Annotated in this window: 24 protein-coding genes; 7 read left to right on the top strand and 17 right to left on the bottom strand. The window is 49.1% G+C overall.

The genetic code is table 11. The features are described 5' to 3' along the window. Positions 1-34: 34 nt before the first annotated feature. Together ACYVIY_RS13080 and ACYVIY_RS13075 are read right to left on the bottom strand one after the other, a co-directional pair. A complete protein-coding gene (locus ACYVIY_RS13080) occupies positions 35-1,465 on the bottom strand; it encodes a serine hydrolase (protein WP_460976798.1) in 1,431 nt (476 codons plus the stop codon). Positions 1,466-1,477: 12 nt separating this feature from the next. Beyond that, positions 1,478-1,852 (bottom strand): DUF3887 domain-containing protein, encoded by a 375-nt coding sequence (locus ACYVIY_RS13075; RefSeq protein ID WP_460976797.1) that lies wholly within the window; start codon positions 1,850-1,852, stop codon positions 1,478-1,480. Between the two features lie 241 nt (positions 1,853-2,093). Here ACYVIY_RS13075 and ACYVIY_RS13070 point away from each other — a divergent pair, with 241 nt between their 5' ends. Next, the gene (locus ACYVIY_RS13070) at positions 2,094-2,867 is read left to right on the top strand and encodes a hypothetical protein (RefSeq protein ID WP_460976796.1); all 774 of its coding nucleotides are present in this window, start codon (positions 2,094-2,096) and stop codon (positions 2,865-2,867) included. A 78-nt stretch (positions 2,868-2,945) separates the two neighbouring features. Here ACYVIY_RS13070 and ACYVIY_RS13065 read toward each other — a convergent pair whose 3' ends face one another. The 3 genes from ACYVIY_RS13065 to ACYVIY_RS13055 all read right to left on the bottom strand — a co-directional run bounded on the left by ACYVIY_RS13065 (position 2,946) and on the right by ACYVIY_RS13055 (position 7,514). After that, positions 2,946-4,574 (bottom strand): OmpA family protein, encoded by a 1,629-nt coding sequence (locus tag ACYVIY_RS13065; RefSeq protein WP_460976795.1) that lies wholly within the window; start codon positions 4,572-4,574, stop codon positions 2,946-2,948. 101 nt (positions 4,575-4,675) lie between these two features. Continuing rightward, positions 4,676-6,970 (bottom strand): ATP-dependent helicase, encoded by a 2,295-nt coding sequence (locus ACYVIY_RS13060; RefSeq protein WP_460976794.1) that lies wholly within the window; start codon positions 6,968-6,970, stop codon positions 4,676-4,678. A gap of 103 nt (positions 6,971-7,073) precedes the next feature. Continuing rightward, positions 7,074-7,514, bottom strand: a complete 441-nt coding sequence (locus tag ACYVIY_RS13055; RefSeq protein WP_460976793.1) for a hypothetical protein — start codon at positions 7,512-7,514, stop codon at positions 7,074-7,076. A 184-nt stretch (positions 7,515-7,698) separates the two neighbouring features. On the opposite strand from ACYVIY_RS13055, the gene ACYVIY_RS13050 reads away from it, so the two are divergent. From ACYVIY_RS13050 to ACYVIY_RS13040, 3 genes are read left to right on the top strand one after another with little or no spacing between them, the layout of a single operon-like run. Next, positions 7,699-8,274: an RNA polymerase sigma factor gene (locus tag ACYVIY_RS13050; protein ID WP_460976990.1), complete on the top strand. Its 576-nt coding sequence runs from the start codon at positions 7,699-7,701 to the stop codon at positions 8,272-8,274. Between the two features lie 12 nt (positions 8,275-8,286). Next, a complete protein-coding gene (locus ACYVIY_RS13045) occupies positions 8,287-8,895 on the top strand; it encodes a hypothetical protein (RefSeq protein WP_460976792.1) in 609 nt (202 codons plus the stop codon). Then, on the top strand, positions 8,879-9,934 hold the full coding sequence (locus ACYVIY_RS13040; protein WP_460976791.1) for a hypothetical protein: 1,056 nt from the start codon (positions 8,879-8,881) through the stop codon (positions 9,932-9,934). The genes ACYVIY_RS13045 and ACYVIY_RS13040 overlap by 17 nt, the downstream gene beginning before the upstream one ends. Before the next feature lie 54 nt (positions 9,935-9,988). Here ACYVIY_RS13040 and ACYVIY_RS13035 read toward each other — a convergent pair whose 3' ends face one another. After that, positions 9,989-10,501 carry a cupin domain-containing protein gene (locus ACYVIY_RS13035; RefSeq protein WP_460976790.1) on the bottom strand — a complete coding sequence of 171 codons (513 nt, stop codon included), beginning with the start codon at positions 10,499-10,501 and terminating at the stop codon, positions 9,989-9,991. A 24-nt stretch (positions 10,502-10,525) separates the two neighbouring features. Beyond that, the gene (gene tpiA, locus ACYVIY_RS13030; RefSeq protein ID WP_460976789.1) at positions 10,526-11,290 is read right to left on the bottom strand and encodes a triose-phosphate isomerase; all 765 of its coding nucleotides are present in this window, start codon (positions 11,288-11,290) and stop codon (positions 10,526-10,528) included. A gap of 234 nt (positions 11,291-11,524) precedes the next feature. Here tpiA and ACYVIY_RS13025 point away from each other — a divergent pair, with 234 nt between their 5' ends. Then, positions 11,525-12,787, top strand: coding sequence for a retropepsin-like aspartic protease (locus ACYVIY_RS13025; RefSeq protein WP_460976788.1), 1,263 nt, complete (start codon positions 11,525-11,527; stop codon positions 12,785-12,787). A 36-nt stretch (positions 12,788-12,823) separates the two neighbouring features. On the opposite strand, the gene ACYVIY_RS13020 is transcribed toward ACYVIY_RS13025, so the two are convergent. Both ACYVIY_RS13020 and ACYVIY_RS13015 read right to left on the bottom strand, forming a co-directional pair. Continuing rightward, positions 12,824-13,858, bottom strand: a complete 1,035-nt coding sequence (locus ACYVIY_RS13020; protein WP_460976787.1) for a sensor histidine kinase — start codon at positions 13,856-13,858, stop codon at positions 12,824-12,826. Between the two features lie 90 nt (positions 13,859-13,948). Beyond that, on the bottom strand, positions 13,949-14,656 hold the full coding sequence (locus ACYVIY_RS13015) for a response regulator (RefSeq protein WP_460976786.1): 708 nt from the start codon (positions 14,654-14,656) through the stop codon (positions 13,949-13,951). 278 nt (positions 14,657-14,934) lie between these two features. On the opposite strand from ACYVIY_RS13015, the gene ACYVIY_RS13010 reads away from it, so the two are divergent. Beyond that, on the top strand, positions 14,935-16,086 hold the full coding sequence (locus ACYVIY_RS13010) for an AI-2E family transporter (protein ID WP_460976785.1): 1,152 nt from the start codon (positions 14,935-14,937) through the stop codon (positions 16,084-16,086). Positions 16,087-16,184: 98 nt separating this feature from the next. Here the strand turns inward: ACYVIY_RS13010 and ACYVIY_RS13005 are convergent, their stop codons facing one another. Together ACYVIY_RS13005 and ACYVIY_RS13000 are read right to left on the bottom strand one after the other, a co-directional pair. Then, positions 16,185-16,814: an LON peptidase substrate-binding domain-containing protein gene (locus ACYVIY_RS13005; protein ID WP_460976784.1), complete on the bottom strand. Its 630-nt coding sequence runs from the start codon at positions 16,812-16,814 to the stop codon at positions 16,185-16,187. 22 nt (positions 16,815-16,836) lie between these two features. After that, a complete protein-coding gene (locus ACYVIY_RS13000) occupies positions 16,837-17,622 on the bottom strand; it encodes a cysteine hydrolase family protein (protein WP_460976783.1) in 786 nt (261 codons plus the stop codon). A gap of 101 nt (positions 17,623-17,723) precedes the next feature. On the opposite strand from ACYVIY_RS13000, the gene ACYVIY_RS12995 reads away from it, so the two are divergent. Beyond that, positions 17,724-19,406: a cryptochrome/deoxyribodipyrimidine photo-lyase family protein gene (locus tag ACYVIY_RS12995; RefSeq protein WP_460976782.1), complete on the top strand. Its 1,683-nt coding sequence runs from the start codon at positions 17,724-17,726 to the stop codon at positions 19,404-19,406. Here ACYVIY_RS12995 and ACYVIY_RS12990 read toward each other — a convergent pair. From ACYVIY_RS12990 to ACYVIY_RS12965, 6 genes are read right to left on the bottom strand one after another with little or no spacing between them, the layout of a single operon-like run. Then, entirely contained in the window at positions 19,386-20,180 is a 795-nt protein-coding gene (locus ACYVIY_RS12990) for a hypothetical protein (protein ID WP_460976781.1), read from the bottom strand. The genes ACYVIY_RS12995 and ACYVIY_RS12990 overlap by 21 nt on opposite strands. Positions 20,181-20,201: 21 nt before the next feature. Continuing rightward, positions 20,202-21,371 (bottom strand): porin family protein, encoded by a 1,170-nt coding sequence (locus ACYVIY_RS12985; RefSeq protein WP_460976780.1) that lies wholly within the window; start codon positions 21,369-21,371, stop codon positions 20,202-20,204. Positions 21,372-21,383: 12 nt separating this feature from the next. After that, entirely contained in the window at positions 21,384-22,685 is a 1,302-nt protein-coding gene (locus ACYVIY_RS12980; protein ID WP_460976779.1) for a hypothetical protein, read from the bottom strand. Positions 22,686-22,698: 13 nt separating this feature from the next. After that, complete coding sequence (locus tag ACYVIY_RS12975) at positions 22,699-23,601, bottom strand: DUF4097 family beta strand repeat-containing protein (protein WP_460976778.1); 903 nt, start codon at positions 23,599-23,601, stop codon at positions 22,699-22,701. Further along, on the bottom strand, positions 23,598-24,233 hold the full coding sequence (locus tag ACYVIY_RS12970) for a hypothetical protein (RefSeq protein ID WP_460976777.1): 636 nt from the start codon (positions 24,231-24,233) through the stop codon (positions 23,598-23,600). Before ACYVIY_RS12970 ends, ACYVIY_RS12975 begins: the two co-directional genes overlap by 4 nt. Further along, a complete protein-coding gene (locus ACYVIY_RS12965) occupies positions 24,230-24,775 on the bottom strand; it encodes an RNA polymerase sigma factor (RefSeq protein ID WP_460976776.1) in 546 nt (181 codons plus the stop codon). Before ACYVIY_RS12965 ends, ACYVIY_RS12970 begins: the two co-directional genes overlap by 4 nt. Positions 24,776-24,803 lie beyond the last annotated feature (28 nt).

The raw sequence follows: 24,803 nt of genomic DNA, 5'->3' as shown, positions 1-24,803 counted from the left end.
GTTTGTTAAGTAATGCGTAGCTGTTCGGTTTTGTTCAAAGTAAAGCGGCTTTGATTAACTTCCAATCTAAACCGTCTAAGGGCACCGACACAGAGTTTGTCAGTATGACTACTCCTGTCTTGTTGGTGGGATTAAACCCTACAAAGCTTCGAAAGCCGCCGGTTCCTCCGTTGTGCCACAGCCAGCCGGTTCGATTAACAATATGCCAGCCTAAGCCTATTGTCTGAACGGGGTTCTCATCACTAAATGTTTGCTGGTGGGTTAGCTCAAAATCCTGAACGAGTGCAGACGAGGCTTTGCCCATATTAGCCTGCAGGTAACGTAACAGATCAGCCGTCGTTGACCGAATGGCACCTGCACCAGTCAGCGCCTGAAATGTCCACTTCGGTGTTATCAGTCCACTTTCATCATAGCCAGCCGCCATATTCGTGCTATCGCCCGTATTCATCGTAATTTTTGTCTGCTGCAATCCGAGCGGTTCACTAACTACCTGCTTTAGTAGCTGCTCATACGACTGACCAGCCTGACGTGCCAAAATAGTACCTAATAGACCAGTTGCCAGGTTCGAGTATTCATAGGTTGTGCCGGGACTATGCTGGAATTTAGGCTTCTTTAAGTAAGAGAACAAAAGCGGCTCGTCATAAACAGCATACGGGTTCTGGATTGTAAATCCTATCCCAGTATTCCAGTTACTGGCCATTCTCGGCAGACCTGACGTATGATTAGCCAGCATTTTTAACGTCACCACAACGCCTTTATAGGTCAAGACCGGAATCGAGTCGGGTAAGTACTTACTAACCGGGTCGTCGAGGTTCACCAGGCCGCGTCGAACAGCATCAGCTAATAAGGTAGCGGTAAAGGTCTTACTGATCGATCCAATTTCAAATACAGTTGCTTTGTCTGGAACACGTCCTGTTCCTTTTACCGTTTCCCCATACCCATAGGTAAACAAGCTGTCGTTACGTAGAATGCCTACGCTGATACCCACAGTCTGCGCATTGGTGGTGTAATCACGTAAGGCGGCATCAACTTGTCGGTCAAGGGGTGTACGGAGCGGATTGTTCGTTATTACCTTCGCCGACCGGGTTACGGCGGTTTCGCGCAAGGGTTGAAGTGCAAACAGGGCTATTTTCTTCTGAGGGTCCAGATTCAGCAGAAAGTCCATAGTTGCCTTCTCAAAAAAGGCTTTGAAGTGAAACGTGCTGCCGATTAGCAAGGGCTTCTCCGACGATTTCCACTTGCCTAAACCGGCAGCCGCCCCCGTAATGAATGCGTGAAACTGGCTTTCTGAAACTTGCTGCTGAAACAAGCCATTGGTCATTGCATACAGTTTTTCGGGCTGGTCAGCGTTATATGCGTTTCGCACCAGCACCTCAGTCGAATCCAGTGACTGATCCAGGGAAGACTGCTGCGCTGTGGCAGCAGATGAGCTTAAACAGCTAAGGACGATAAGCAAACGTAACATCGGCAGGTAGAACTATTCCAGCGGCTTAAACAGAAACGTTTCAATCTTGCCGTCCTTATTCTGACTGACGTAGAAATCGAGAGCTGCCAGCGCGAACGTAGCTTTATAACGGGCAATTCCATCTTTCACTCCTCTGGATTCGAGCGATACCCATTTACCGAGCTGGTTCGTTAGCTGCGCCATAACCGCCTTCGTCTTCTCCAACGAAATTTGCTGTTTGAAGCCCGGCCCCATGAGGGCATACAGCGAATCGGGTTGATTAGCATTCATGAACAGCTGCGAGAGCTTAGCAAGTGAATCGAGCTTAACGGCTTCGGCAGACTGAGTTTGAGCCGAAGCAGAAATAAACAGCAGAGTGAGAACTACCCCGAATGCAATACGTATCATCAGTAAAGGGCTTTAGTTTTAGTCAAAGGTATGCGGTTTACTACGGTTTATAGCGGCCGCTCATAAGAGGAATTTGAGTTTTACCTCAATGGCAATGTTGCTGGATAAACGGTTTAGAACATAATTTAAGTAAGAAGAGAATCTACCTATGTATATGAAAGTTTACTAAATCAGATTGTTATATAATATTCTGTCATGTTGTATATTTACAATATAAAGTAACTACCGCTTGTACGAACTAATGAATACTAATCCTGAATTGATTGCTGGCATTTACAACTACTGCGACACCTGGTGTGAGCGTTGCCTGTTCACCAGCCGTTGCCGCAGTTTTCAAATCCAATCGGAGACGGGCCTGGCGAAGCCGTTGGAGAGCGGACCCGATCTGGTACAGCAACTAACCGAAGCCCTGGCCTTAACCAAGCAGTATATCGACAACTTAACGCAGAAGTCAGCCCAGGAAAGTCCAGCATCTCCAGCCGAACATCAGGTGCAGGCTTTGGAGGAAAAAGCCATCGAACGTACTGACTCCGTAGGGCAGTCAATCCGTCACCATACCGCTGTTTTGTTAGCTAATGAGTACATGCGGTTGAGTGGTTTATGGGCTAAAGAAGAAAAGAACTTACTGGAGCAGGCTGGTCAGCGGCAGCTTCACGACGTTGAGCTTGGTTTGCGGACACAGGAAGAAGCGATGCCAACGCTGCATGCCCTCAAGGATGCCTGGGATATGCTACGCTGGTATCGAACCTTAATTCCGGTTAAAACGCAATCTGCCCTACGTGCCCTGGCCGAACCAAGCAATAACGCCCTCTTACAGAATTATCATTTAGGCAAAGCGAAACTGGTGCTGGTCAGCATTGATCGGTCGCTGATGGCCTGGGAAACCATGATTCTGCATTATCCTGAAAAAACGGACGACGTGCTCGATATGCTGTCGCTGCTGAGCCGGTTACGCCGGGAGTTGGAAGGAATCTTTCCGGACGCCCGGACCTTCAAACGCCCAGGGCTGGATTAAACCACCTTGCGCTCATAACAAAGCCTGAAATTACGTCGATCGCTGGCGTAATTTCAGGCTTTGTTGATAGTATGTGCCCTATTTTTTCACAATAACGAACTCCACGCGCCGGTTCTGCTGACGGCCTTCATCCGTGTCGTTGGTAGAGATGGGCTTTGTTTCGCCGAAACCTTTACTGGCAACGCGATCAGGCTCAATACCCTTGCTAATAAAGTATTCCCGAACAGCGTCGGCCCGATCCTGCGACAATTTTGCGTTAATCTCATTCGAGCCAGTATTATCGGTATGACCACGTACCTCGATAACCATCTTGGGCGCTTCGTTCAACGTGGTTACCAGCCGATCAAGCTCGGGTCCTGACTCGGGCCGAAGCTCCGACTTTCCAGTATCGAAGAAGATGTTGTTCAAGCGCACGGTGACGCCTTCTTTGATCGGTACCAGCTTTAACTCTTTGCCTTTTATTTCCTGGAATCCCTTCGTCTGCGTCAGATCGACGTTATCCCCTTCGGCAATAAAATCTTTAGCGATGGCGCGCATGGTGTATTTCTGGCCATACGGCAGTACGATCTTATACTCGCCCGTTACCGGATCAGACGTAGCCTCACCCGCTTCGGCTCCATCGGGCAGGGTTTGGTAAATAATCCGGGCTTCTATGGGTTTGCCCGTTGTTTGGTCGATTACCTTACCACTCACGAGCGCCACCGGATCAGGACGAGTACTGGGAGCCGCTGCTACGTCGCTGCCACCACCAACTTTGCCCGGCTGATTCGTAGGCCGATCGTCGGTGAGCTTTACCCGCACAATATCGCCTTTACCCAGCGTATTCTTGAACGTAGTCAAATACGCGTAATCACTCGATGCAGCCAGGGTATAATACGCGTCGTAGCCATCAGTATTTACCGATGGGCCGAGGTTAACGGGCTTCGACCAATGTTTCCAGGTCTTGTCAACACGTTTGCTAACGTAGATGTCGTTGCTACCTAAGCCACCCTCGCGGTCACTTGAAAAGTAGAGCGTGGCACCATCGGGTGCTAAAAACGGCGTTGTTTCCGTGAATTTGGTGTTTACTTCAGGACCCAGCTCCATCGGCTTCGACCAAGATCCGTCTTTTTGACGGAAACTGACGTAAATGTCGTCCTCCTTACTGTTTTTCTTCTCGCTGAACGCCATGAGCAGCACCTTACCGTCAGCCGACAGGAAGCCGCAGTCAAACTGCCCTTTGCTCATGTTCACATAACCGGGAATGTTTAACTTCTGCGGGGGTGCCCACCCGTTTGCGGTACGTTTACTCATCGAAAACCCGCGCGTTTCGTAATTTCCGTTCGTATACTGACCTTTAATGAGCATCGTGTTGCCATCCGGCGTAATGCTGTAGGCGCAGTTGTACTCGTCTTTGTTCAGCGGAAAACCCATCCGACGCGCCGGTCCCCACTTACCGCTGGCCGCATCGAGTTCAGAAAACCAAATGTCCTGACTGCCCTTAGCCCCGTGCGTGTTATTAGGATGGCTGATCCGAGCAAAGTATAACGTTCGGCCATCGGGTGCGATCATCGGATTGATTTCGTTATACTCCGAATTGACCTGATTGCCCAGGTTTTCGACCTTGGGACCAGCCGCTACGGTTGAGTCTTTTGGGGCCTGGCCAAACGTATACAGCGATACAAGTGTAAAAAATAAGCTGGCGGTAAGGGTACCGTTAGCAGTCATAGTATTGCGGAAAAAGTAATAGTGGGGATACTATGTGAATTAGAACGACCAATGAAACAAGTTTTGTATACTACCAGAGTACCCGAACTTGAATCTCGGTCTTATAGAATTACCCGCAATTTGGCAAAACTTAGTAACAACACTTTCTCCCCAGCTTTTTCGAACAGAATCGTCGCTTTACGTTCGGTACCATTCACATCCACGCTTTTAACTGTACCAAACCCGAATTTAGCGTGCTCAACGCGCTGCCCGGCTGCCAGATCGGCTGTACTGGTTGGCGCAAAATCAGCAGACGGCGTATGCGTTACGGTTGGTTGAGGAGCCTGGCGCTGCGCCGTTTTCTGCGCTAACGATCGTACAAAGGCCATTGAACCGGTCGACGTACTTTCACTACGATCCCGCTCGGGTCTGTCGAAATCGAGTCGGCTCGGGGCCGAACGTAGCTTCGACATTTTCATATAGCGCTGATCGATCTCCATCAGGAATCGGCTTGGCTCACACATTTTCAGGCGGCCGTAATGATAGCGCGTTTCGGCGTAGGATACCGTCAGCCGTTTTTCGGCGCGGGTAATGGCAACGTAGAACAGCCGACGTTCCTCTTCCAGATCGTTCCGGCTTTCCAGCATCATCTGGCTTGGGAACAGGTCTTCCTCTAATCCAACGATATGAACGTTCTTAAATTCCAACCCTTTTGCAGCGTGGATGGTCATCAACGTCACTTTGTCGTTATCGCCATCGTCTTCTTTTTCGTCAGCGGTGGTTAGCAGCGAAACAGATTGCAGGAACGCGCTTAAGCTTTTATCGTCGTTATCTGGATTGTCGACAAACTCTTTGATGGCGTTCAGTAATTCCTGTACGTTCTCATAGCGGGCCAGCCCTTCAACCGTTTTATCGTCGTACAGTTCTTTTAGCAGACCCGACGCTTTAGCGATATGAGAGGCTACTTCAAAGGCATCTTTCTGGTCGAGCAGCAGCTTGAAGCTCTTGATCAGATCGGCAAACCCTTCAATAGCGATAGCCGATCGTCCGGCTACGTGCTTGGTAATCTCCGAGACAATCTCCCAGATTGAATCTTCTTTCTCGGCGGCAATAACGCTGATTTTAGCAACGGTTGTGTCACCTATCCCGCGTTTAGGCAGGTTAATGATCCGTTTGAACGCTTCTTCGTCCTGTTGGTTTACCGTAAAACGCAGGTAAGCAATCAAATCCTTGATCTCTTTTCGCTGATAGAAGGACAGCCCACCGATGATGCGGTATTTGATGCTCATCTTACGTAGCGCTTCCTCAAAAGCCCGCGACTGAGCATTGGTACGGTACAAAATGGCGAAGTCGTTGTTGGTCAGCGACTCGTTCATTTTGGTCTCGAAAATAGCCGATGCAACCAGGCGCCCTTCTTCGTTATCCGAAGATGCTTTGATAACATCAATCAGCGGACCGTCTTCATTATCGGTAAAGACACTCTTTTCGAGTTGATTCTTGTTCCGGGCAATAATCGAGTTAGCGGCCTGTACAATTGTCTTAGTCGAACGGTAGTTCTGCTCCAGCTTAACGATTTTGACATTCTCCTTGCCGTAGTCGCGCTGAAAGTTCAGGATATTCTCGATGTTGGCCCCGCGGAACGCATAGATACTTTGTGCATCGTCGCCCACTACGCAGATATTCTGGTGAACAGCGGCCAACTTCCTGGTGATCAGGTACTGCGATACGTTCGTATCTTGAAACTCATCGACCATTACGTGCTGAAACTTGTGCTGGTATTTATGCAGAATGTCCAGGTGGTCGCGGAACAATACGTTGGTATTGAACAACAGATCGTCAAAGTCCATGGCATTGGCCGCAAAGCAACGCGTGGCGTACTGCTTGTAAATCCGGCCGATGTGTGGCATCCGGGCCGCTTCGTCGTCGGCCTGAATTACGGAGTTATTGATATAATCATCTGGACCAATAAGCCGGTTCTTCGCACCGGAAATGCGCCCGAAAACATTGTTGGCCCGATACACTTTATCGTCCAGACCCATCTCTTTGATGATGCTCCGGAGCAGCGACTTCGAGTCGTCGGTGTCGTAGATAGAAAAATTGCTGGTATAGCCAATCGCCTTGGCTTCAATACGCAGGATTTTGGCGAATACCGAGTGAAACGTACCCATCCAGATGTTGCGGGCTTCGGTGCCGACAACTTTCTCGATTCGGTGCCGCATTTCACCAGCGGCTTTGTTGGTAAACGTAAGCGAAAGAATACGGAACGGATCAACGCCGTTTTCAATTAGGTAGGCGATGCGATACGTTAAGACGCGCGTTTTGCCAGAACCCGCACCCGCTATAATCATCAGCGGTCCATCGCCGTGCATAACGGCCTCCCGCTGTGGGTCATTCAAACTCGATAAGTAATCAATCATCAACGTTGCTTCTATCCCTCTATAACAACCAAAACTACGAAAAAATTTGGTTAGGCTAGGCCGAAAGACGAGGATAAACCAACGCTGGTCAGGTAGAATATATTTACAAAAAAGCGCCCAATTCAACGCCCATTACTTCCGAAAAAGACGATGTAGTAGCGACTCCTCCATCGCCTTTCCGATAGCGTAACCACTCCCGTGTTTTATAATTGTAAATAAAGCCTTCTAATATACCGTAGTCATCGTCTTCGATCAGACGTATCACTTTGCGCACATCACTGTTGAAGCTTCGATTGCCCGAAACCTCTATGATAACACGGGTCTGCTCCGCTCCTTTATCGAACAATAACACATCAGGTACGGGGTAGCCGGGGCCATCTCCTAGTGGCGTCTCTGGCAACGGTATAAGTGGTATCAGGCCTTTGTGGTAGTACAGTACACCCAGCTCAACAGTCAGTTTACTAATCACTAACTGATGTTCGAAAGGGGAATTCGTGCCATCTTCGTGCACCGTAAATGGAGCGTTATAATCAGATTTATACATGATTTAAAATTGATATATTACATTTAAATATAAGCGACAAACCACTGAGAACGAATTTCTTTGTAAGACCGATACATGATCGATGGTACTATTTTAAATTTTTTTACTTGTCAGTGCAACCTTTACAGTTTACCCCCTGTCTTTTCCCTGATTGCAACCTAAACCACCTGGACCGCTGAACCTGTTGGAACCGAATCGAACCGTCGGACCGCCGTACCCAGACCGCCATGCTGAACTGGTCAAACGCTGCCAACAGGGTGAGCGACGGGCGCAGTATGAGCTGTATCAACAGTACGTAAAGGCGATGTACAATGTATGTCTGCGCATTCTGAACCATGAGGCTGAAGCTGAAGACGTATTGCAGGAAGCGTTTATGGACGCGTTTAACCACATTAACTCCTTCCGTGGACAAAGCACGTTTGGAGCCTGGTTAAAGCAAATTGTGGTGAACCGATCCATCAATCATCTTCGAAGCCGTCGGTTAGAATTAGTCGACATAGATGCCCACCGCTTTGGCGAAGACGACGGGCCCGACTACGCCGATCCTGAGCCTTACGACGAAGACGGCGTTCAGCTGGAGGTCGAGCGCGTCAAACAGGCAATGCAACAGTTACCAGAGGGATACCGGATTGTTTTGTCGTTATACTTGTTTGAAGGGTATGATCATGAAGAAATTGGTAATGTTTTGAATATAAGCGAAACGACATCACGAACGCAGTATCTGAGGGGAAAGAAACGATTGCTGGAGTTACTGAAATAAACAACAAGACCAATGAAGAAAGATAATTTAGAACGCTTCGTCCGCGACAACCGCGAAGCTTTTGACGACAAAGAGCCACCGGGCAACTTGTGGCGAAATATAGAGGCCGAGCTTACGAAACAGCAATCCGGTTCAGCGGGGCTGGACAAGGCATCGCCATTTCAGCAGGTTCACCGAAATCACCAGCAATTGGGCCGACGCCAGATTGGCTGGCCGAGCCTCGACTGGCGGGTGGCCGCTTCTGTAGCCGTCTTGCTGCTGGCAGGGAGCTTCTTTTACATGAATTACCAGTACGGGGTAACTCAACAACCGACTATTGTGGCCGCTAGCCCAATCTACGCCAAAGAAGTGGTGCAATACACCCGCCTGATCGATACGAAACGGGCCGAATTAAAGCAGATGACCGAAGACAACCCGCAGTTGTATAAGGAGTTCGCGACGGACTTAAACCGGCTGGAGCGATCGTATCAATCGCTGAAAGCCGACTTACCGAAGAACCCGAATCAGGAAATGCTGATTCAGGCGATGATCCAGAACTTACAGATTCAGATTGACCTGCTCAATGAACAGTTGCGCGTTATCCAGCGCATTAAACGACAAACCAATGAAAATCCTGTGTAGTCTAGTTTTGTGCCTACTGCCTATGCTTGCGTGGGCCGGGGAACCGACGGAAGTCGGTATGCTTGAGCGAAAGAAAACGATTATCAAAATGTTCGACGTAGACGCTAATGATAATCTGTCGGTTGATAATCAGTTTGGCCAGGTTTCGGTAGGCCTGTGGGATAAGAATGAGATACGTGTTCAGATTACGATTACGGCCAACTCTGACTCCGACGAACGTGTACAGCGGTATCTTGATGCTGTATCCATTGAAGAAAAACGGGTGAACAATCAAATCATTCTTCGCACCCATTTCAGCCAGAATTCAGTAACGAACTGGAGCGTAAATAATTGGAAGAATGACGGTGAACGTAACTTCGTCAAGATAAACTACGACATCATGATGCCCAAGCAGAATGCGCTGTCGGTACGTAACAAATTTGGTAATACCAGCATCCCGGCGTTTCACGCTCCGCTGACTGTGTACAATCGGTACGGGAATTTCAATGCCGAAGAACTTACGAATCGTCAGAACGACATCGACGTCGCTTACGGCAAAGCCTATATCCGGAACCTCGATCAGGGGAAACTGGACATTGCTTACGCCACCCTCGACTTAACGAAAGCTAATGTGCTGACATTAAGCAATAAGTTTGGGAAGATGAACATCGGCGACGTAGGAAAGCTGAACGCAGACATCAATTATTCGGGGGCTAAAATCGGAACATTACGCGAATCCGCACGGGTAAACCTTGATTTTTCGGGCGGATTCCGCATCGAACAGTTCACCAAGACCACTGACGCGATCGATATTGTTGCATCCTATTCGTCCGTAGCGTTACCAGTTGCTGAAACATCCGACTGCGATTTCAACGTAACGGTTAGCTATGGCGGCTTTAATTACCCAAATACAAACGCCATTCGGTTCACTTCGCAGCCAGATCGCGAAGGAGAGCGTTATGGGCCACGCACGAAAAAGCAGTACTCCGGAAAGATTGGCTCGGGGAATGGACCTAAAATTCGGGTCGTATCGTCGTTTGGCAGCGTGAACTTTAAGTAAAGTGATTAATGAGTCGACAAACAAAAGGCGATCGAAATTTCGATCGCCTTTTGTTTATGCTGTAAGCAGTTCGATAATAGCCTGATGCTGCGGGTACTGCCTCAACAGCTCATTACGGTCAGCCATCTCGAAATCAGCGAAGTCAAAGCCAGGCGCGACCGTACAGCCAACTAACGAGAACCCAGCGCTTCGCGCTGTTCCAGACCCGGCCGGTTTGGCACCAAACCAACAACCCGCCGGAACAACGGCCTGAAACACTTCGCCCTGTGCCAGATCGGGACCAAGCTTAATTACTGACAACTCCCCTTCTAAATCAATAACGTAGACATGAAGCGGGCTACCGGCGTAAAAATGCCAGATTTCGTCGGCCTGTATTCGGTGCAGCGTGGATACGTGATGGCTCTCCAGCAGAAAATAAATCGCCGTCCCGAACGAGCGGCTGCCCGTGAACCGGCCAGGTAAGGCGTCTTGTGCGATAACTTCACTGGAACGATACGTTTCGGCAAAGTACCCTCCTTCCGGATGAGGCTGCATGCCGAGCGCCTGAACGTATTGAGTTGCTGTCACGAATGATGTATTACGTATCGTTGATTATACGTTGGCTTTTATTACGTTAGTGAACTCCCGCGACTTAAGCGAGGCTCCACCAATCAAGCCACCATCGACATCGGGTTGCGAGAACAGTTCAACGGCATTCTTCTCGTTAGCGCTACCCCCGTATAAAATCGTGGTGTCCTGCGCTACGGTATCGCCGTACTGGCTGGCAATGTGCTGACGTAGTTCAAAGTGCATGTCCTGCGCCTGACCCGACGTAGCGGTTAGCCCCGTTCCAATGGCCCAGATTGGCTCATAAGCAATGACAACGTTCGCAAACTGTTCAGCCGACAAATGAAACAGGCTCTCCGTAAGCTGGTCTTTTACGAAACCAACGTAATTGCCATTCTCCCGCAGATCGCGTGATTCACCGCAGCAGAAGATTGGCTTCAGACCCGTTTCCAGTACGATATTAACTTTCTCCGCCAGTTGCGAATTGGTTTCGCCGAAATACTGCCGACGTTCGCTATGCCCCAGTATGACGTAATCAACGCCGATCGACTGGAGCATGGGAGCCGAAATTTCGCCAGTATAGGCACCGGATGCTTTTTCATGGCAGTTCTGAGCCCCGAGCGAAACCTTACCACCGGATGTTACGTACTGACGCGACATCGTCAGGTACAAGGCGGGTGGACAAAGCACGACCTCGACATCTCCCGTAACTTCATCTTTTACCATGTTGACAACCTCCGAAAGCAGCGCCTGTGCTTCTTCAAAGGTCTTGTTCATTTTCCAGTTACCAGCAACAATTTTCTTACGCATGACAGATTAATAAAGTGGTCATAATCAGATTCTCAATCAAACAAGCGAACTCCTTGTTTATCAATTGCGGGCGAAATTAGAGCTTTTCGGCGGAAGCACCTGATCGTGTTTCCGCTAATTTTTCCGCTACGCTGGTACCCATAAACGACCACTCAAAAAGACTATAAACCGAAGAAGGTTTTTTTGTGTTATTTTTATAAAATATTACGTACTTTCAATGTAATAATACTTTACATGAAAACGCTGGTTTTGGCTCTTGGGCTATTATGTACTTGTCTGGTAACGCGGGGTGATAACCACCGGCGTACGCCAGACCGGGAACGTTATGGCTTTTTTCTGGCTGGTAACCGGTCGTGGACACGCATTCCCTTCCAGCTCCACTCAAATTTGATTATTGTTCCCGTTCGGGTGAATGATTCCGATACCCTTCAGTTCATTCTGGATACGGGCGTCAGCAACACGATTATCACTGATCCTAAAGCTTTCAAAAAAAGCCCCGTTACGTTAGGGCGTAAAGTTAAATTGGCCGGGGCTGGTGAAGGCGGTAGCTTAACGGCTTCGGTATCGGTCGATAATTACCTGAGCACGGGTGGCCTGCGGGCCGCTCACCATAACCTAGTTATTCTGGACGAAGACATTCTAAAGCTATCTGAGTACGTCGGTACGCCTGTACACGGTATATTCGGATACGACATCTTCGCGAATTTCGTCGTCAATATTGACTTTCAGCGTCGGGAGATTCTGCTGATGCACCCTAAAAAATACCACTATCGCAAGCGAAAAGGGGATCGGTACCCGATCACGATTCAGGACACGAAAGCCTATACCGACGCTTTGTCTGTTTTTGACGGCGAGAAAACGCTTCCCCTTCGGGTGGTCCTCGATACGGGTGCCGGTCATGCACTATTGCTGGACCGGTCGCGGAGTACGGCCGCCATGCCATTACCTGAAAAAAGCATCCGGGCGCAGCTCGGGCGTGGGCTGAACGGCATTATTCACGGCAGCATGGGGCGCATCCAGAAGATTCGCTTTGGTAAGTACGAGTTGGACAACATCCTGGCCTCTTTTCCGGATAGCATGGCGTTTGGGATGAAACTCGTCGACATGCCCGAGCGGCAAGGCAACGTAGGCTGTGAGCTGTTACGTCGGTTTCACGTTACGTTCAATTATCCGGAAAAGTACGTAGTGCTGAAACCCGTTAAACGGTTGATGCGCGAAAGCTTCGAACACGACATGAGCGGACTCGAACTGCGGGCGAAAGGTGAACGGTTCCGAAACTATTACGTCGACAAAATTATCGAGAACTCCCCCGCGGATCTGGCGGGTTTGCAGGAAGGCGATGAAGTGTTGTTTGTAAACAATAGCTCTACCAGCGACCTCACCATCAGCGACATTTACAAAATTCTGCAAAAAGGAGAGGGCCGCGAGGTTACGTTACTCGTCCGACGAAGCGGTCAGGTGATTGTCACTACGTTCGTGCTCAAGCGATTGATTTAGGGCGATTGGCCAGTAGACTGACCGGCAGTAATCTGTTTATTCCAGTTTGTCCAGCTTAAACCGAAAGGTTGTTCCTTTCTCGAGTTTGCTCATGACGGTTATTTTCGTCCGGTGCGCATTCAGAATATGCTTCACAATGGCCAGTCCGAGGCCCGTACCACCCCGATCTTTAGAGCGGCTCTTCTCGACCCGGTAAAAGCGCTCGAAGATCCGGCTCAAGTGCTCGGGCGGAATACCGGGGCCATCGTCGCGGACGGAAACCAGCACATGCTTTTTGTCTTCTTCAAGACTAACCACGACCCGACCGTTCTCATTTCCGTATTTAATCCCGTTCTCCACCAGATTGGTCATAACCTGCGCGATTCGCTGCGGATCGGCCTTAACCCAAAATGGACCGGGCCGATCGACACGCATTTTCAAAGATGTGTCTTTAACGTGGGCTATTTTTTCGAGCTGGTCGAATATCTCCTGCGTTACGTGAATCAGATCAACTCGCTCAAAGCTCATCTTCACCTCACCTGTTTCAAGCTGAGACAAAGCCACCAGATCCTTCACCAGCGCATCCAGCCCATCGAGGCTTTTGGCCGCTTTCGAGAGAAACTTGTCGCGGACCTGCTCATCGTCAACAGCACCGTCGATAAGCGTGTGAATAAACCCTTGTGCGGCAAAAATGGGGGTTTTCAGTTCGTGCGATACATCGGCCAGGAATTCCCGCCGAAACTGCTCCAGCCGCTTTAGCTCATCAATTTCCTTCTGCTTTTTGGCGACGTACACGAAGATTTCGTCATTCAGCTTTTTGAACGGATTGTTGTTTTTGATGATCGATTTGCGGGAGATATTAAAATCGCGAATCTTGAGCTTGTGAATGGTTTTATACATTTTGTTAACCTCCCGAAACACGAGCAGTTCAATGGCGTATAAAACCAGAAAAAAGGAGATGACAAACGACGAGATTCCTACTACGAACAACATGTTGTTCGTAACCCCGTCAACAAACGTCAGGAAAGCAAGCGTCAGCGCCGAAATCAGGCAAGCCAGCAACAGCGCAATAATACGGGGACTAAGGGACATAAAACAAAGATAGAAAAGCGAATGAGTGAAAGTGTCACCAATTGGCTAGCTTTCACTCATTCGCTCCGCTTCGGCGGTATGATTCACGCACTATTCTGGCTGGTCCGTGAACATATATCCTACGCCTTTAAGCGTGCGAATGTGGGTATCGCCGATTTTTTCGCGGAGCTTACGGATGTGCACGTCTACGGTACGTTCGAGTACGTAAATGTCGGCACCCCATATCTTCTGGAGCAGCTCTTCGCGGCTAAATACTTTGTTGGGGTACTGGGCGAGGAAAAATAAGAGTTCGAATTCTTTTTTCGGAAGAATGACCGACTTATCGCCCTGCGTAACGGAGTAGTTTTTGCGGTTGATAACGAGGTCATCCACGGTAATCTGTTCACCGGGGTCGGATTTCTGAGCCTCGCGTCGGAATAACGCATTAATGCGGCTCATCAGCGCCCTCGGCTTAATGGGCTTGGTAATATAATCGTCAGCACCAACGTCGAACGCAGCCACTTCAGAATATTCCTCCGAGCGGGCGGTTAGGTAAAGGATATACGTCTGACGTAATTCGGGAATGTCGCGTAGCTGCCGACCGGCTTCGATGCCGTCCAGATGCGGCATCATGATATCCAATACGACCAGTTCGGGCAGATACGTCCGGGCCACGTCAATGGCTTTACGGCCATCGGTTGCGGTTCGAACATCATACCCTTCTTTTGTCAGGTTGTATTCGAGCATTTCGACAATGTCGGCGTCGTCGTCTACGACTAAAATGCGGTGCAAAGGTTGAGCAGCTTTAGCAGCACTCATACGAAGCGGAGTTGGTGAGAACATTCTGCTTTTTTCGGCAGGTTGCCCGAAGTTACGTGGCTTATCCAGAACGTTACGCTTACATACTGCATACTTAACAAAAATTTAACAGCGCATAACGCCAACCTGAACGTTTACCAAGCCCTGATAACGAACAATTTATGGACCAAATTTATTGGACTCATTAGCACGGTCGGCCTGACCCGATACTGGCTGGTATTTTGCTAAACCTGTTGAGAAAATAACGATAAAGGCATTAACGGTGTTTATCCGACATTATGGACACTCGCTCACCGGAGATTCAACTCCCCCCCTACGCTAAACTAGTTTGTATTCTGCTTTCATTAGTCATTATCATCTATGGTTTACACGCCCTCCAGGGGTTGTTGATTCCGCTGGTATTTGCCATTTTGTTTGCGGTGCTGCTGTTTCCACTAGCCCGGCGGCTTGAGAACTGGCGTCTGCCCCGTGTCCTGGCAATTATTATATGCCTGATTCTGACACTGACCGTCATTGTTGGTATTCTGTACGCCGTTTCTATGCAGATCAGCAGTTTTTCGGAAGTGCTGCCTCAACTCATCGAACGGGGTAACAATTACTTAAATCAAATTCAGACGTATGCCGATGAGCACCTAAATATTGACCGAAAGAGACAGGTAACCGAAGTTCGAAAATACCTGAACCAAGCCATTTCGGAAGGCGGAGCAATTCTTACCTCAACCTTATTGGCCACTACCAGTACGCTGACGGACGTATTTCTGGTGTTGCTGTTTATCTTCTTTTTTCTGCTATACCGCGACTTTTTCCGGTCGTTTTTCTATAAATCATTTGCGAACACCCGCCGATCGAAAATAGATGCGGTCCTGCAGGGCATCTACATGGTGGTCAAAGATTATATGGCGGGTTTGTTTGTGGTGATTCTGATCATCGGTACGTTGATGACGGTAGGACTGCTTATTTTAGGCATTGACTACGCCGTATTCTTTGGCTTCTTCGGAGCCTGCCTGGTGCTTATCCCTTATTTTGGTATTTCGCTTGGCTCACTCTTACCGGCTGCTTACGCCCTTGTAACCGACGACAATCCCTTAAAAGCGCTGGGCGTCATTGGCGTATTTCTGTTCGTACAGACGCTGGAAGGCAACTTCATTACGCCTTACATTATAGGCTCTAAAGTCAGCATCAATCCCCTTGCTGCCATTATTGTTCTGATTTTGTGGGAGAACGTATGGGGGTTACCCGGTCTGGTTCTAGCCTTACCGATGACAGCCATATTAAAGGTAATCTTCGACTCGGTCGAGTCCATGAAACCTTATGGCTTTTTATTGGGAGAAGCAGAAAAACCACGCCCTCCCATTAAAAACCTACAGGAACTCGCCGAGCAACTACCCCGACGCGCCAAAAAGATTGGCGACGTTGACGAGAAAGGCTGATCTTAAAGAGGAAATAAGTGAAAGATAGGCTGTACTAATGCCAGTTAATGATCACTCTTTCACCGAACCGGCGGCCCGGTCATTCACTCTTTCACCCTTTAAAAGTTCAGCGGGTCGAGGTTTTTGAAATGGCCGTTCATGCGGATTCGCTGCTTCGTGCGCTCCATGTCCGATACCACAGGCAATACGTTGTTGAGGTGCTGAATCAGGAAGAGTTGCCGTTCTGCTTCAGTTTCGAGCGTCAGGAGTTCGTATTCCTGCTCCATAGACAAGCCAACTTTGTGAGCGACACGGTAAGAAAAGTCTTTCACGCTCGGTTCGTAGTCGGTTTCAATCTGCAACAGCTTGTATAAGCGTTCCAGCCGCTCGGTCAGGGCCGCTACGTGCGCGCTGTAGCTATCGCCGGGTTCAACCAGCTCAACTTCACCACCGGCATATAGCTTGCCCGAAACTGGATTTTCGAAGTTTACCAGCCGAAAAACAGTAATCCCTTTCGTTTTTATGTCCATCCGGCCATCCTCGTAGCGTTTATGCAGAGTTGTTACGTGCATTTCGGTACCGTATCCAGGCAGCTTGTTGTTGATAAATGCTGGAATTCCGAACGTGCGCTCTTCTTCCAGACATTCGGTGATGAGTTGTCGGTAACGCGGCTCGAATATATGCAGGTTCAGATCCTCGCCAGGATAGACTATCAGGTTTAGCGGAAATAGGGGTAGCGTCTTTTCCATACGGCCAAAAAGGTACGGCTTTTTAGTGGAACATTGCCTTCGACTCCACGAAACGCACGTGTCTGGCCCGCGCTTCGGCATAAATCGGATCAGCCAGATGACCCAGGCCCGTTACGTCGGACGTGCAATCCGTAACAACAACGACCTTTGGAACGAGTTGGGGCGCAAAGTCCAGAATCTGCTTTAAACTGTTGGCTACACAGTGCGATTTTGCTTCGCCCATCAGGTACACGGCATCAAATCGCTCCAGATCCGCAATCAACGGCTCATTCAATTGAGTCTCGGGTACGTTTGGATCAGGCACCTGCGCCCTGAAAATACCAAAGTGCTCCGATAGCGGGTGCAGGCCTTTCGGAACCGCTACGTAATCAAGCTCGCGCTGCCGTGACCAGTCTTTGAGTGCCGCCAGCAACGTATCGTGCAGAGCCGCCCCCCGCGAGCCGATTAGACAGTGCTCTGGCCAGATAAAGTGCTGAAACTGTCCATCGGCTTCCAGATCCCGAACGTACTGCCGTGCTTTTTCGACCGCAAAGCGGGGTAGCCAACGACCCTGATTTACCTCTTCGGCTGTGATCTGCGTAAAGGGAGCCGGGTGTTCCCCATTGGCGTCCTGCCAGAACAAGGGGTGAGCAATGTCCAGCATATGGTGCGTATCGAGCGTCACTACAATGTGGTCAATATGATCGGTATGCTGACGGATGAGGTTGGCCATGCGATCGACGTCTTGGTCAGCACCGGGCACAAACAGGGCACCATCGGGGTGGCAAAAATCATATTGAGTATCAATAATCAGAAACGCGTTTTTCACGGGCTGTTCGTTTTAACGAAGTTGACAGCTTTTAACTGTCCATTGTAGAAACAAATGTAAGGCACAAGGGCTTTCTGTTGTCCAGCCACAGTACTATACAGATGGAATCGCGACAGGCAATAAATGTTCTTTGGTTTAAACGGGACCTGCGTCTTCGGGACCATGCGCCTTTGCAAGCCGCCATTCAGGCCGGTATGCCATTATTGTTCGTGTATTGCTTTGAACCGTCGGTTATAGCCGATCCAAACTACGACCTGCGCCACTGGCGGTTTGTAACGGAATGTCTGGCCGATCTGAATCAACAGTTATCTACGTTCAAAGAACAAACAAGAGAGACTTCGCCAGCCCCTTTGATTCATGAGTGGCTTCCGTTCGATTTTGACGATGAACCTACACAGTCTGCCTCAAATGGGCAACCAACGGTTTGGGTATTTCACCGGGAAGTCACGGACGTATTCAAGGCCTTACAAGAGCATTTTTCTATTGATACTATTTTCTCGTATGAAGAAACGGGCTTACGCGTTACGTATGGTCGTGATAAAGCAGTAGCTGATTTCTGCCAGGAAAATCACATCAGGTGGCAGGAGTTTCAGTCAAATGGGGTTATCCGTCGGTTGAAGAACCGCGACACCTGGGCTGATGAGTGGCAGCGTACCATGCGGGCTCCACAGCAGCACCCTGACTTAACGCGCTGGCATCCCGCATCGCTCGATACTGACTGGTATGAGCAGTCTCGAGGTACCGACTTACCCCCCGAGTGGTCTAAACCGCATTCTTTGTTTCAGCCGGGCGGAGAACACAATGCCTATCGGTACATGCACAGTTTCTTGAGCGAGCGCATTGCTCTTTACGCTAAGTCAATCTCTAAGCCCCTGGAAAGCAGACGCGGGTGCAGCCGCCTATCGCCATATATAGCCTGGGGGTGTCTGAGCATTCGTCAGGTGTATCAGGCACAGATGCAGGCAGCCAAACATCCACCCGCACCTGGTCTTGGTCGGCAGTTCAGCGCGTTTGCGTCGCGACTGCGCTGGCACTGTCATTTCATTCAGAAGTTCGAGAATGAAGACCGCATGGAATTCGAGAACGTAAACCGCGCCTTCAATGAGCTACAGAAGAATAATGACGAAACCAAATACGTAGCCTGGCGCGATGGCAATACCGGCTATCCGATGGTGGATGCCTGCATGCGCTGCCTAACGGCTACGGGCTACATCAATTTTCGAATGCGGGCCATGCTCATGTCTTTTCTGAGTCACCATCTGCTTCAGCATTGGAAAGAGGGAGCCTTACACATGGCTCGTATTTACATCGACTTTGAACCGGGTATTCATTACGCCCAGATTCAGATGCAATCCGGCATGACCGGGACAAATACGGTACGTATCTACAACCCCGTCAAGCAATCGCAGGACCACGACCCGGAAGGTATTTTCATTAAACAGTGGGTGCCGGAATTAACCAATTGCCCAACCGCTTATATTCATGAACCCTGGACAATGCCGCCGTTGGAGCAGGACATGTACAATTTCCATGTCGGCCTCGATTACCCCGCTCCCATCATCGACATCGCAGTGACAGGGCGAGTGGCTCGCGTTAAGCTGCACCAGCCTCGCAAAACAGAAACTGGCAAGAAAGAGCAGGAACGCATTTTAAAGCAACACGCCATTCCACACAGTGTATCTAGCACTAAGAAGCGGCTAAAGATTGTCATCTCTAACGAGGAACTGACTACGAAAGAAAGCGAGTCCAAAGTTGAAATAGCGTTACCAGCCAAACCCAATTAACGCATTTACCTGGAAGGTTACACTTCGTTTAGGTCGTGAAACCGGTGCATAAACAGCCGATAGGTCTTGTGCGTAACGTAACTCTGGCCCTGCGTTCACATCAAAATAACCGAACCGGCCCAATCGTCTTTGGATACCGTAAGCCACCAGGATGCGAGGCATCTCTATATCAAACGTATTCTCGGTACGACGAATACGTAGCTCCTGTTGATTTGTCCGGTCGTAAAACCGACTGTTTACATATTCTCGTGTGGGTAAGGATACTTGAGCAGTAACATAATTACCTGAGAAATTATTTGCTGATTTGCCTTTACGAATACGGTTCGCCATACCATGATAATACCGTGTTCCGGCCTTCCAGTTGATATAAAAATTACTGGTTTTTATGGCGGAATAACGGGTTGAAGGATCTGATGTTGGAGTTTGGAAATAATCGTAAGTGATGAAACGTAATGAACCGTCTGCGCCTGCAAACACGGAGAAAGAAGGTGTGATCTTTCGTTCAATGGCTACTTCAGCGGTGAACCCAACTCTAAATTTCTGATTGGTGAACTGTAAATTTTGGTCTGAAGCAGGCCATATCCCTACTTTGATTAAGGTCTTCTCTTCTACATCAGCCCGAGTAATGTACCGGATAAAGCGTTTAATTTCAGAGGACGAGATTTTCTCATCTTCTGTTTTATACTCCGTCTTGACAGAGTCTGTTTGGGCTTGAGCATTAGCCAGGCCAAGGCATAGCCAGCTGAGTAGCACGTAAAATTGAACTGATTTCATGTGAGTAAGGAAAGTTAAGGTCTAACGAAAAGCCCATCCCAGGGTCGCCTGGAATGAATGGAAACCGCCATAAGGTGTCGTTGAAATCTGAACCAGATCACGCTGGTAGCGTATATCCACTGCAAGTTTGCTTGTGAGGGCATAACTGGCACCCAGCATCAATCCGCTATTGGTATGCGGCTTAAGCACGCTAGTTGGCTGACCTTCAATTTCTGTATGCCCATTCAAAAAGAACGCCAGATACGGCCCACCATACAAATACCACCGATATGCCACCTCATGACGAAATAGTAAGGGAGTCTCCAAGTAGTTGAGGTTTCCCGACCCAGGCAGATAGCGCGTATTCCCTATCTTGACTTCTTCACTGCGGAAGCCCCGCTGGGCATAATTCAACTCGCCCCGAATATCCCAGGTTAGCGATAGGGGCATTTCAGCCCATAAACCTCCAACAAAACGGGTTCGGTAACGGCCACCCGGTCCACCGCCATTCTGCCCCACTACATGTACACCTGCTCGAACCCCTACCTGTAAATTTTCCCAAGGAATGGGCTTCATACCAAGCGAGTCAGCAGATAGGTTAAACCGGTACGTTCCGCGCATGCCTAATATAGTTATCGGTTTAGACTCACCCATGAAATACCCTGTGGCGTTGACACCCACGGCTAACCGAGACGATAGCCTGAAATCGTAACCTATGCCTGCCATAGGAATAACACGGCGTGTATCGGTATATCGCATAACGGCTTCGGTATAACCTGGAGCCGTTTCAAAGCTACTATCGATCCGAATCTCCCGGCTTCGAAAAGCAGATAAACCCACCTGTACTTTTACTTGATGGCGCCGACTCAGAACTGGCAAAGCGACGATCGATAAATCGATCGTTCGTTGATTGCGTAGGTAGAAGTCAACTAAGCGACTACGATCCGCAATTTTATATGGATCTTTTCCAGCATTCAGTGGATCGGTGTTCGCTGATCCGCCCCAACCTACTCCCAGAGCAATGCCCAGCCTAGGACTTATATAGCCTGTTAATTGCTGCCGTACTGTCCAGCCATTATTATAAGGTGCTGGAAGACGAAGTGTGTACATCCCTGTTTCGGCTTCAAACCGTCGGAATTCCTGGCTCTGAGCCTGTGAAGCAATCGAACAGGCGGCAACAAGTATGGCCGTATAGAAGCGTTTATTTTTCATGGTGTGAGGTGCTTAAAAACGATACCCAAACTGTAAACCTGCTTGTCCAAACGATCTGTAAGCTGAATTATCCGCGAGCCGGAACCATACACCAACTGGCAGTCTATCCGTAATGGCGAAGGTGTAATCAAGCATGACTTGCCAACCTGCTCCTGATTTTTGCATGTAGCTTCTCGGGCTAACGTTAACGGTAGTACCACTTGATCCGTTAACTCGTCCACTAGTAGCTCGAAAGCCGCTGAAAGCGATGAAGTTTACACCAGGTGATACGCTAATGGTGTGATATCGGCTGTACAAAGCAACTGCACGTAGTGAAGCTGATCCCATCAATACAGTTTCGGCACCAGGCAACCGTTGGTCAGTCTCTGCAAACGAACGCATCATGCTAACCCCTGTCGTTATACCAAATCGTCGGTTGAGATAACGTGTATACCGGTTTTCATACACAAAAGCACTACCAATGTCTTCGGCAAGCATGCCGCCTGCCAATTGCACTTCATTGCGATAGAAGGGGATATCACGCCGTAGACGCTCATAGGCCCGATTGCTTCTGCGAGGGGCCAGCAGGTATCTCTTTATAGGGAACAGTCTGTAGCCAAGATTCAATGTTGCATAGCTGTAGTCTTGTCGGAAAGGACTCGTTACACCATTAAATCGAATTCCATTTATGTTTGGGGATAAATTTTGAGAGAACACCAGATCAGCGGTGAACCCACCAATATCAACTCCCACTCCTAACTGGCCTTCGAGGTTGTACGGCTTATACGACTGAATGGCAGCCTGACTAACCTGGTTAAACAGCAACTCCTGCTCGTATTGGTTTTTAAAAGACGGGTTTTGCTCAGTAGCAATCTGTTCTTTTAAAGCCGTTGTAGTCCGCTCATAGTAATCTGTAGGCAAGGCTTCATTCGATACGCCCACAACACCGCCGTGCAATCGTAGCCAAGGCAAGGGTTTATAGCCACCAATCAAGCGAAGGTCATATCGACGTCTGTCAATAAAAAGGCTACTACCCCGGCCTGGTGTACTGACGTAAATACCACCCAAGTAATATTTACCACGGGAAGCCTCTATCTGACCATACCAGCGAGGACGATCATAACGAGCGAATACACCCAGCCCTCCGCCACTGGCATCGCCCATTGAAGAGCTATACACATTAACAGTATTGATACTGGCTTCGGCCTGCGTTCGGTGAGCGTTTAACCCCATATAGACTTTCGGCCCGAATGACCAATCCTGAGCCCAGCTATTGCTACTTACCCATACGGTAAGCACTGCAAATAGGCTAATCTTGCGAAGGTACTTTCTCATAAGTTCATTGCGTTTATCGGCCAACCAGTGGTTTTTCGCCTTGAATGATTACGGTGCTGTAGCTGTTTTGAATGGCTATTTCGGGCTTGCGGCCACCAGGCGGCTCGTAGGAGAAGGTTTGTTTACCGCCGTATTTTCCTAATAAGCTGGCGACCGACTCTGGCACCCGAATGTCCGCGAAAGACGTAATAACATCGAAGCTGAAGTCAGAGAGTCGCTTGGTGGCTACTACTATTTCCGTCCGTGCGGCTTCGACTTTCAGAGAGCCCAGGGAGGGTATAGGTAGCAGTGTTAGTTTACCATACCGGCTTTGCAGGTTAACCTTACCACTCAACTCACGGAGCGTGATATCTGCTTTCTCGGCTTTACAGGACAGCGTAGCACTTAGATTGCGTCCTTCGATGTCGCCATAATCGGAGGTGATGGATAGCTTACCGCTGATGTCATCAAGGGTAAGCTTACCAAACTCAAGCTTAATCGTCACATCCCCGGTCAGATCACTCAGATTTATATCACCGAAAGAATTGCTTAGACTAATAAGCGCTTTATTAGGCACGCTGACTTCATACACCGCTTTAAGCTGGCTCTGGAGTTTTCCAGCCCGCTGCGGAATCACGAATCGGTTTGATAGCTCAACCTCCGCTCCACCCGACTGGAGCGTGTATTGGTGGTATGCCAGTTCCCGTTCTGCAACCGCCCGATCCGTGTGCCTGGCCACGAGTCGTAACGTAACGGCGATAGTAGACCGGTTCGAACCTTTGAGAGCTACGTCTGCCTTCTGGGCACTCAGCCGTATGCGTTGCCCGTCGGTATACGACAATTCCTTTTCGACGACCTTTGTGATAACCTGTACGGGCGTTTGCGATCGCCCCAGTATGGGCAACCAAAGAAGAATACTTATCAGTATATATTTCATGAGCGTAGGAGCGTAATGAGTTCTTTGGTTATTTCAACTCGTTGATTTTCGATCTTAACCTGCGCGCGGATTAAAGCCGGGTCGTCGCCAAACGTTTCGCGTTCCTGCTCAATACGTTGTTGTTCAGCTGTTAGCTCAGTGAGCTGATTGCGGAGTTCATGAACTTCAGGCCGTTGACAAACCAGTTGCTGTTCCACGCATTGACGGGCAATAAACTCCTCGGCACGCTTGTCAGACAGCGATGGTAGCGCCGACAAGGTAGGTTCCGGCACATTCGCTTCAACAGCGTACTCCAGACGAACCTGCTCGGTAGAGGAAACCTGGATCATTACCCCGATCCCTACCAGCACTATCATAGCCGCAGCAGCCACGCTAGCCCACAATGGCCGAATGCCTATAAACAGCGGCCGATCAAGGTCATTATTTCCTGTGCGTTCTAGGTCTACCTGGACCGAAGACGCTTCGGCAAGACGATCTTCAATCCGCTCCCACAAGTCTCTTTTTGGCTCATGTTGAGGTAGTTCATCAAGCGCTAACTTCAAGTGTTTATCGGTGTCCAGATCAGCCTCGATCCGGTTCCATAAGTCGGGGTGAGGGTCGTATTCTGGTAGTTGAGAAAATAGATCGTTCATGAGAGTCGTTGTCTGAGGAGTTTTTTGGCGTAGCTAACCTGCGACTTCGATGTTCCTTCCGAAATGCCAAGCATCTCCGCCACTTCTTTGTGCATGTATCCTTCTACTTCTACCAGCAAAAAGATAGTCCGTGCACCGTCGGGTAAGGTGCGGATAGCCGCATCTAACTCAATACCAGTAATCGTGTCTCGTAGAGGTACCGGTTGGTCATGCAGTATTTCGTCAAGAGTAGAAAATCGCCCTTCGAGCCGTTGTTTACGAACGGCCTGACGCACAACGATCGTCTTGATCCAGGCACCCAGCGTTGAACGAAATGCGAACTGATCGAGATTACGAAACACTTCTACGAAAGCCTCCTGTAATGCGTCGTTGGCGTTGTCGTAATCATTGAGAATGCGAAACGCCGTAGAGAACATAGCTCGTTTATAACGCTCGTACAACAGTCGCTGCGACTGCCGCCGAAACATCGGTTGATCGTTCTGCTGGCAGCGCTCGACCAGGTCGCGTTCAGATATGTCGGGTGGTGTTGCCAAGCGGAACATGCGGTTTATTGATGCTTCGGACTAAAGG

The sequence above is a fragment of the Spirosoma knui genome (genome assembly GCF_054780635.1).
Note: the sequence above shows the minus strand (reverse complement) of the source record. Positions and strands in the feature narration are given on the sequence as shown.

Bases quoted from the DNA above. Each gene is read 5' to 3' on its own strand.
- ACYVIY_RS13080 (WP_460976798.1), bottom strand. From the start codon at position 1,465: ATGTTACGTTTGCTTATCGTCCTTAGCTGTTTAAGCTCATCTGCTGCC.
- ACYVIY_RS13075 (WP_460976797.1), bottom strand. From the start codon at position 1,852: ATGATACGTATTGCATTCGGGGTAGTTCTCACTCTGCTGTTTATTTCT.
- ACYVIY_RS13070 (WP_460976796.1), top strand. From the start codon at position 2,094: ATGAATACTAATCCTGAATTGATTGCTGGCATTTACAACTACTGCGAC.
- ACYVIY_RS13065 (WP_460976795.1), bottom strand. From the start codon at position 4,574: ATGACTGCTAACGGTACCCTTACCGCCAGCTTATTTTTTACACTTGTA.
- ACYVIY_RS13060 (WP_460976794.1), bottom strand. From the start codon at position 6,970: ATGATTGATTACTTATCGAGTTTGAATGACCCACAGCGGGAGGCCGTT.
- ACYVIY_RS13055 (WP_460976793.1), bottom strand. From the start codon at position 7,514: ATGTATAAATCTGATTATAACGCTCCATTTACGGTGCACGAAGATGGC.
- ACYVIY_RS13045 (WP_460976792.1), top strand. From the start codon at position 8,287: ATGAAGAAAGATAATTTAGAACGCTTCGTCCGCGACAACCGCGAAGCT.
- ACYVIY_RS13040 (WP_460976791.1), top strand. From the start codon at position 8,879: ATGAAAATCCTGTGTAGTCTAGTTTTGTGCCTACTGCCTATGCTTGCG.
- tpiA (WP_460976789.1), bottom strand. From the start codon at position 11,290: ATGCGTAAGAAAATTGTTGCTGGTAACTGGAAAATGAACAAGACCTTT.
- ACYVIY_RS13025 (WP_460976788.1), top strand. From the start codon at position 11,525: ATGAAAACGCTGGTTTTGGCTCTTGGGCTATTATGTACTTGTCTGGTA.
- ACYVIY_RS13020 (WP_460976787.1), bottom strand. From the start codon at position 13,858: ATGTCCCTTAGTCCCCGTATTATTGCGCTGTTGCTGGCTTGCCTGATT.
- ACYVIY_RS13015 (WP_460976786.1), bottom strand. From the start codon at position 14,656: ATGAGTGCTGCTAAAGCTGCTCAACCTTTGCACCGCATTTTAGTCGTA.
- ACYVIY_RS13010 (WP_460976785.1), top strand. From the start codon at position 14,935: ATGGACACTCGCTCACCGGAGATTCAACTCCCCCCCTACGCTAAACTA.
- ACYVIY_RS13005 (WP_460976784.1), bottom strand. From the start codon at position 16,814: ATGGAAAAGACGCTACCCCTATTTCCGCTAAACCTGATAGTCTATCCT.
- ACYVIY_RS12995 (WP_460976782.1), top strand. From the start codon at position 17,724: ATGGAATCGCGACAGGCAATAAATGTTCTTTGGTTTAAACGGGACCTG.
- ACYVIY_RS12990 (WP_460976781.1), bottom strand. From the start codon at position 20,180: ATGAAATCAGTTCAATTTTACGTGCTACTCAGCTGGCTATGCCTTGGC.
- ACYVIY_RS12985 (WP_460976780.1), bottom strand. From the start codon at position 21,371: ATGAAAAATAAACGCTTCTATACGGCCATACTTGTTGCCGCCTGTTCG.
- ACYVIY_RS12980 (WP_460976779.1), bottom strand. From the start codon at position 22,685: ATGAGAAAGTACCTTCGCAAGATTAGCCTATTTGCAGTGCTTACCGTA.
- ACYVIY_RS12975 (WP_460976778.1), bottom strand. From the start codon at position 23,601: ATGAAATATATACTGATAAGTATTCTTCTTTGGTTGCCCATACTGGGG.
- ACYVIY_RS12970 (WP_460976777.1), bottom strand. From the start codon at position 24,233: ATGAACGATCTATTTTCTCAACTACCAGAATACGACCCTCACCCCGAC.
- ACYVIY_RS12965 (WP_460976776.1), bottom strand. From the start codon at position 24,775: ATGTTCCGCTTGGCAACACCACCCGACATATCTGAACGCGACCTGGTC.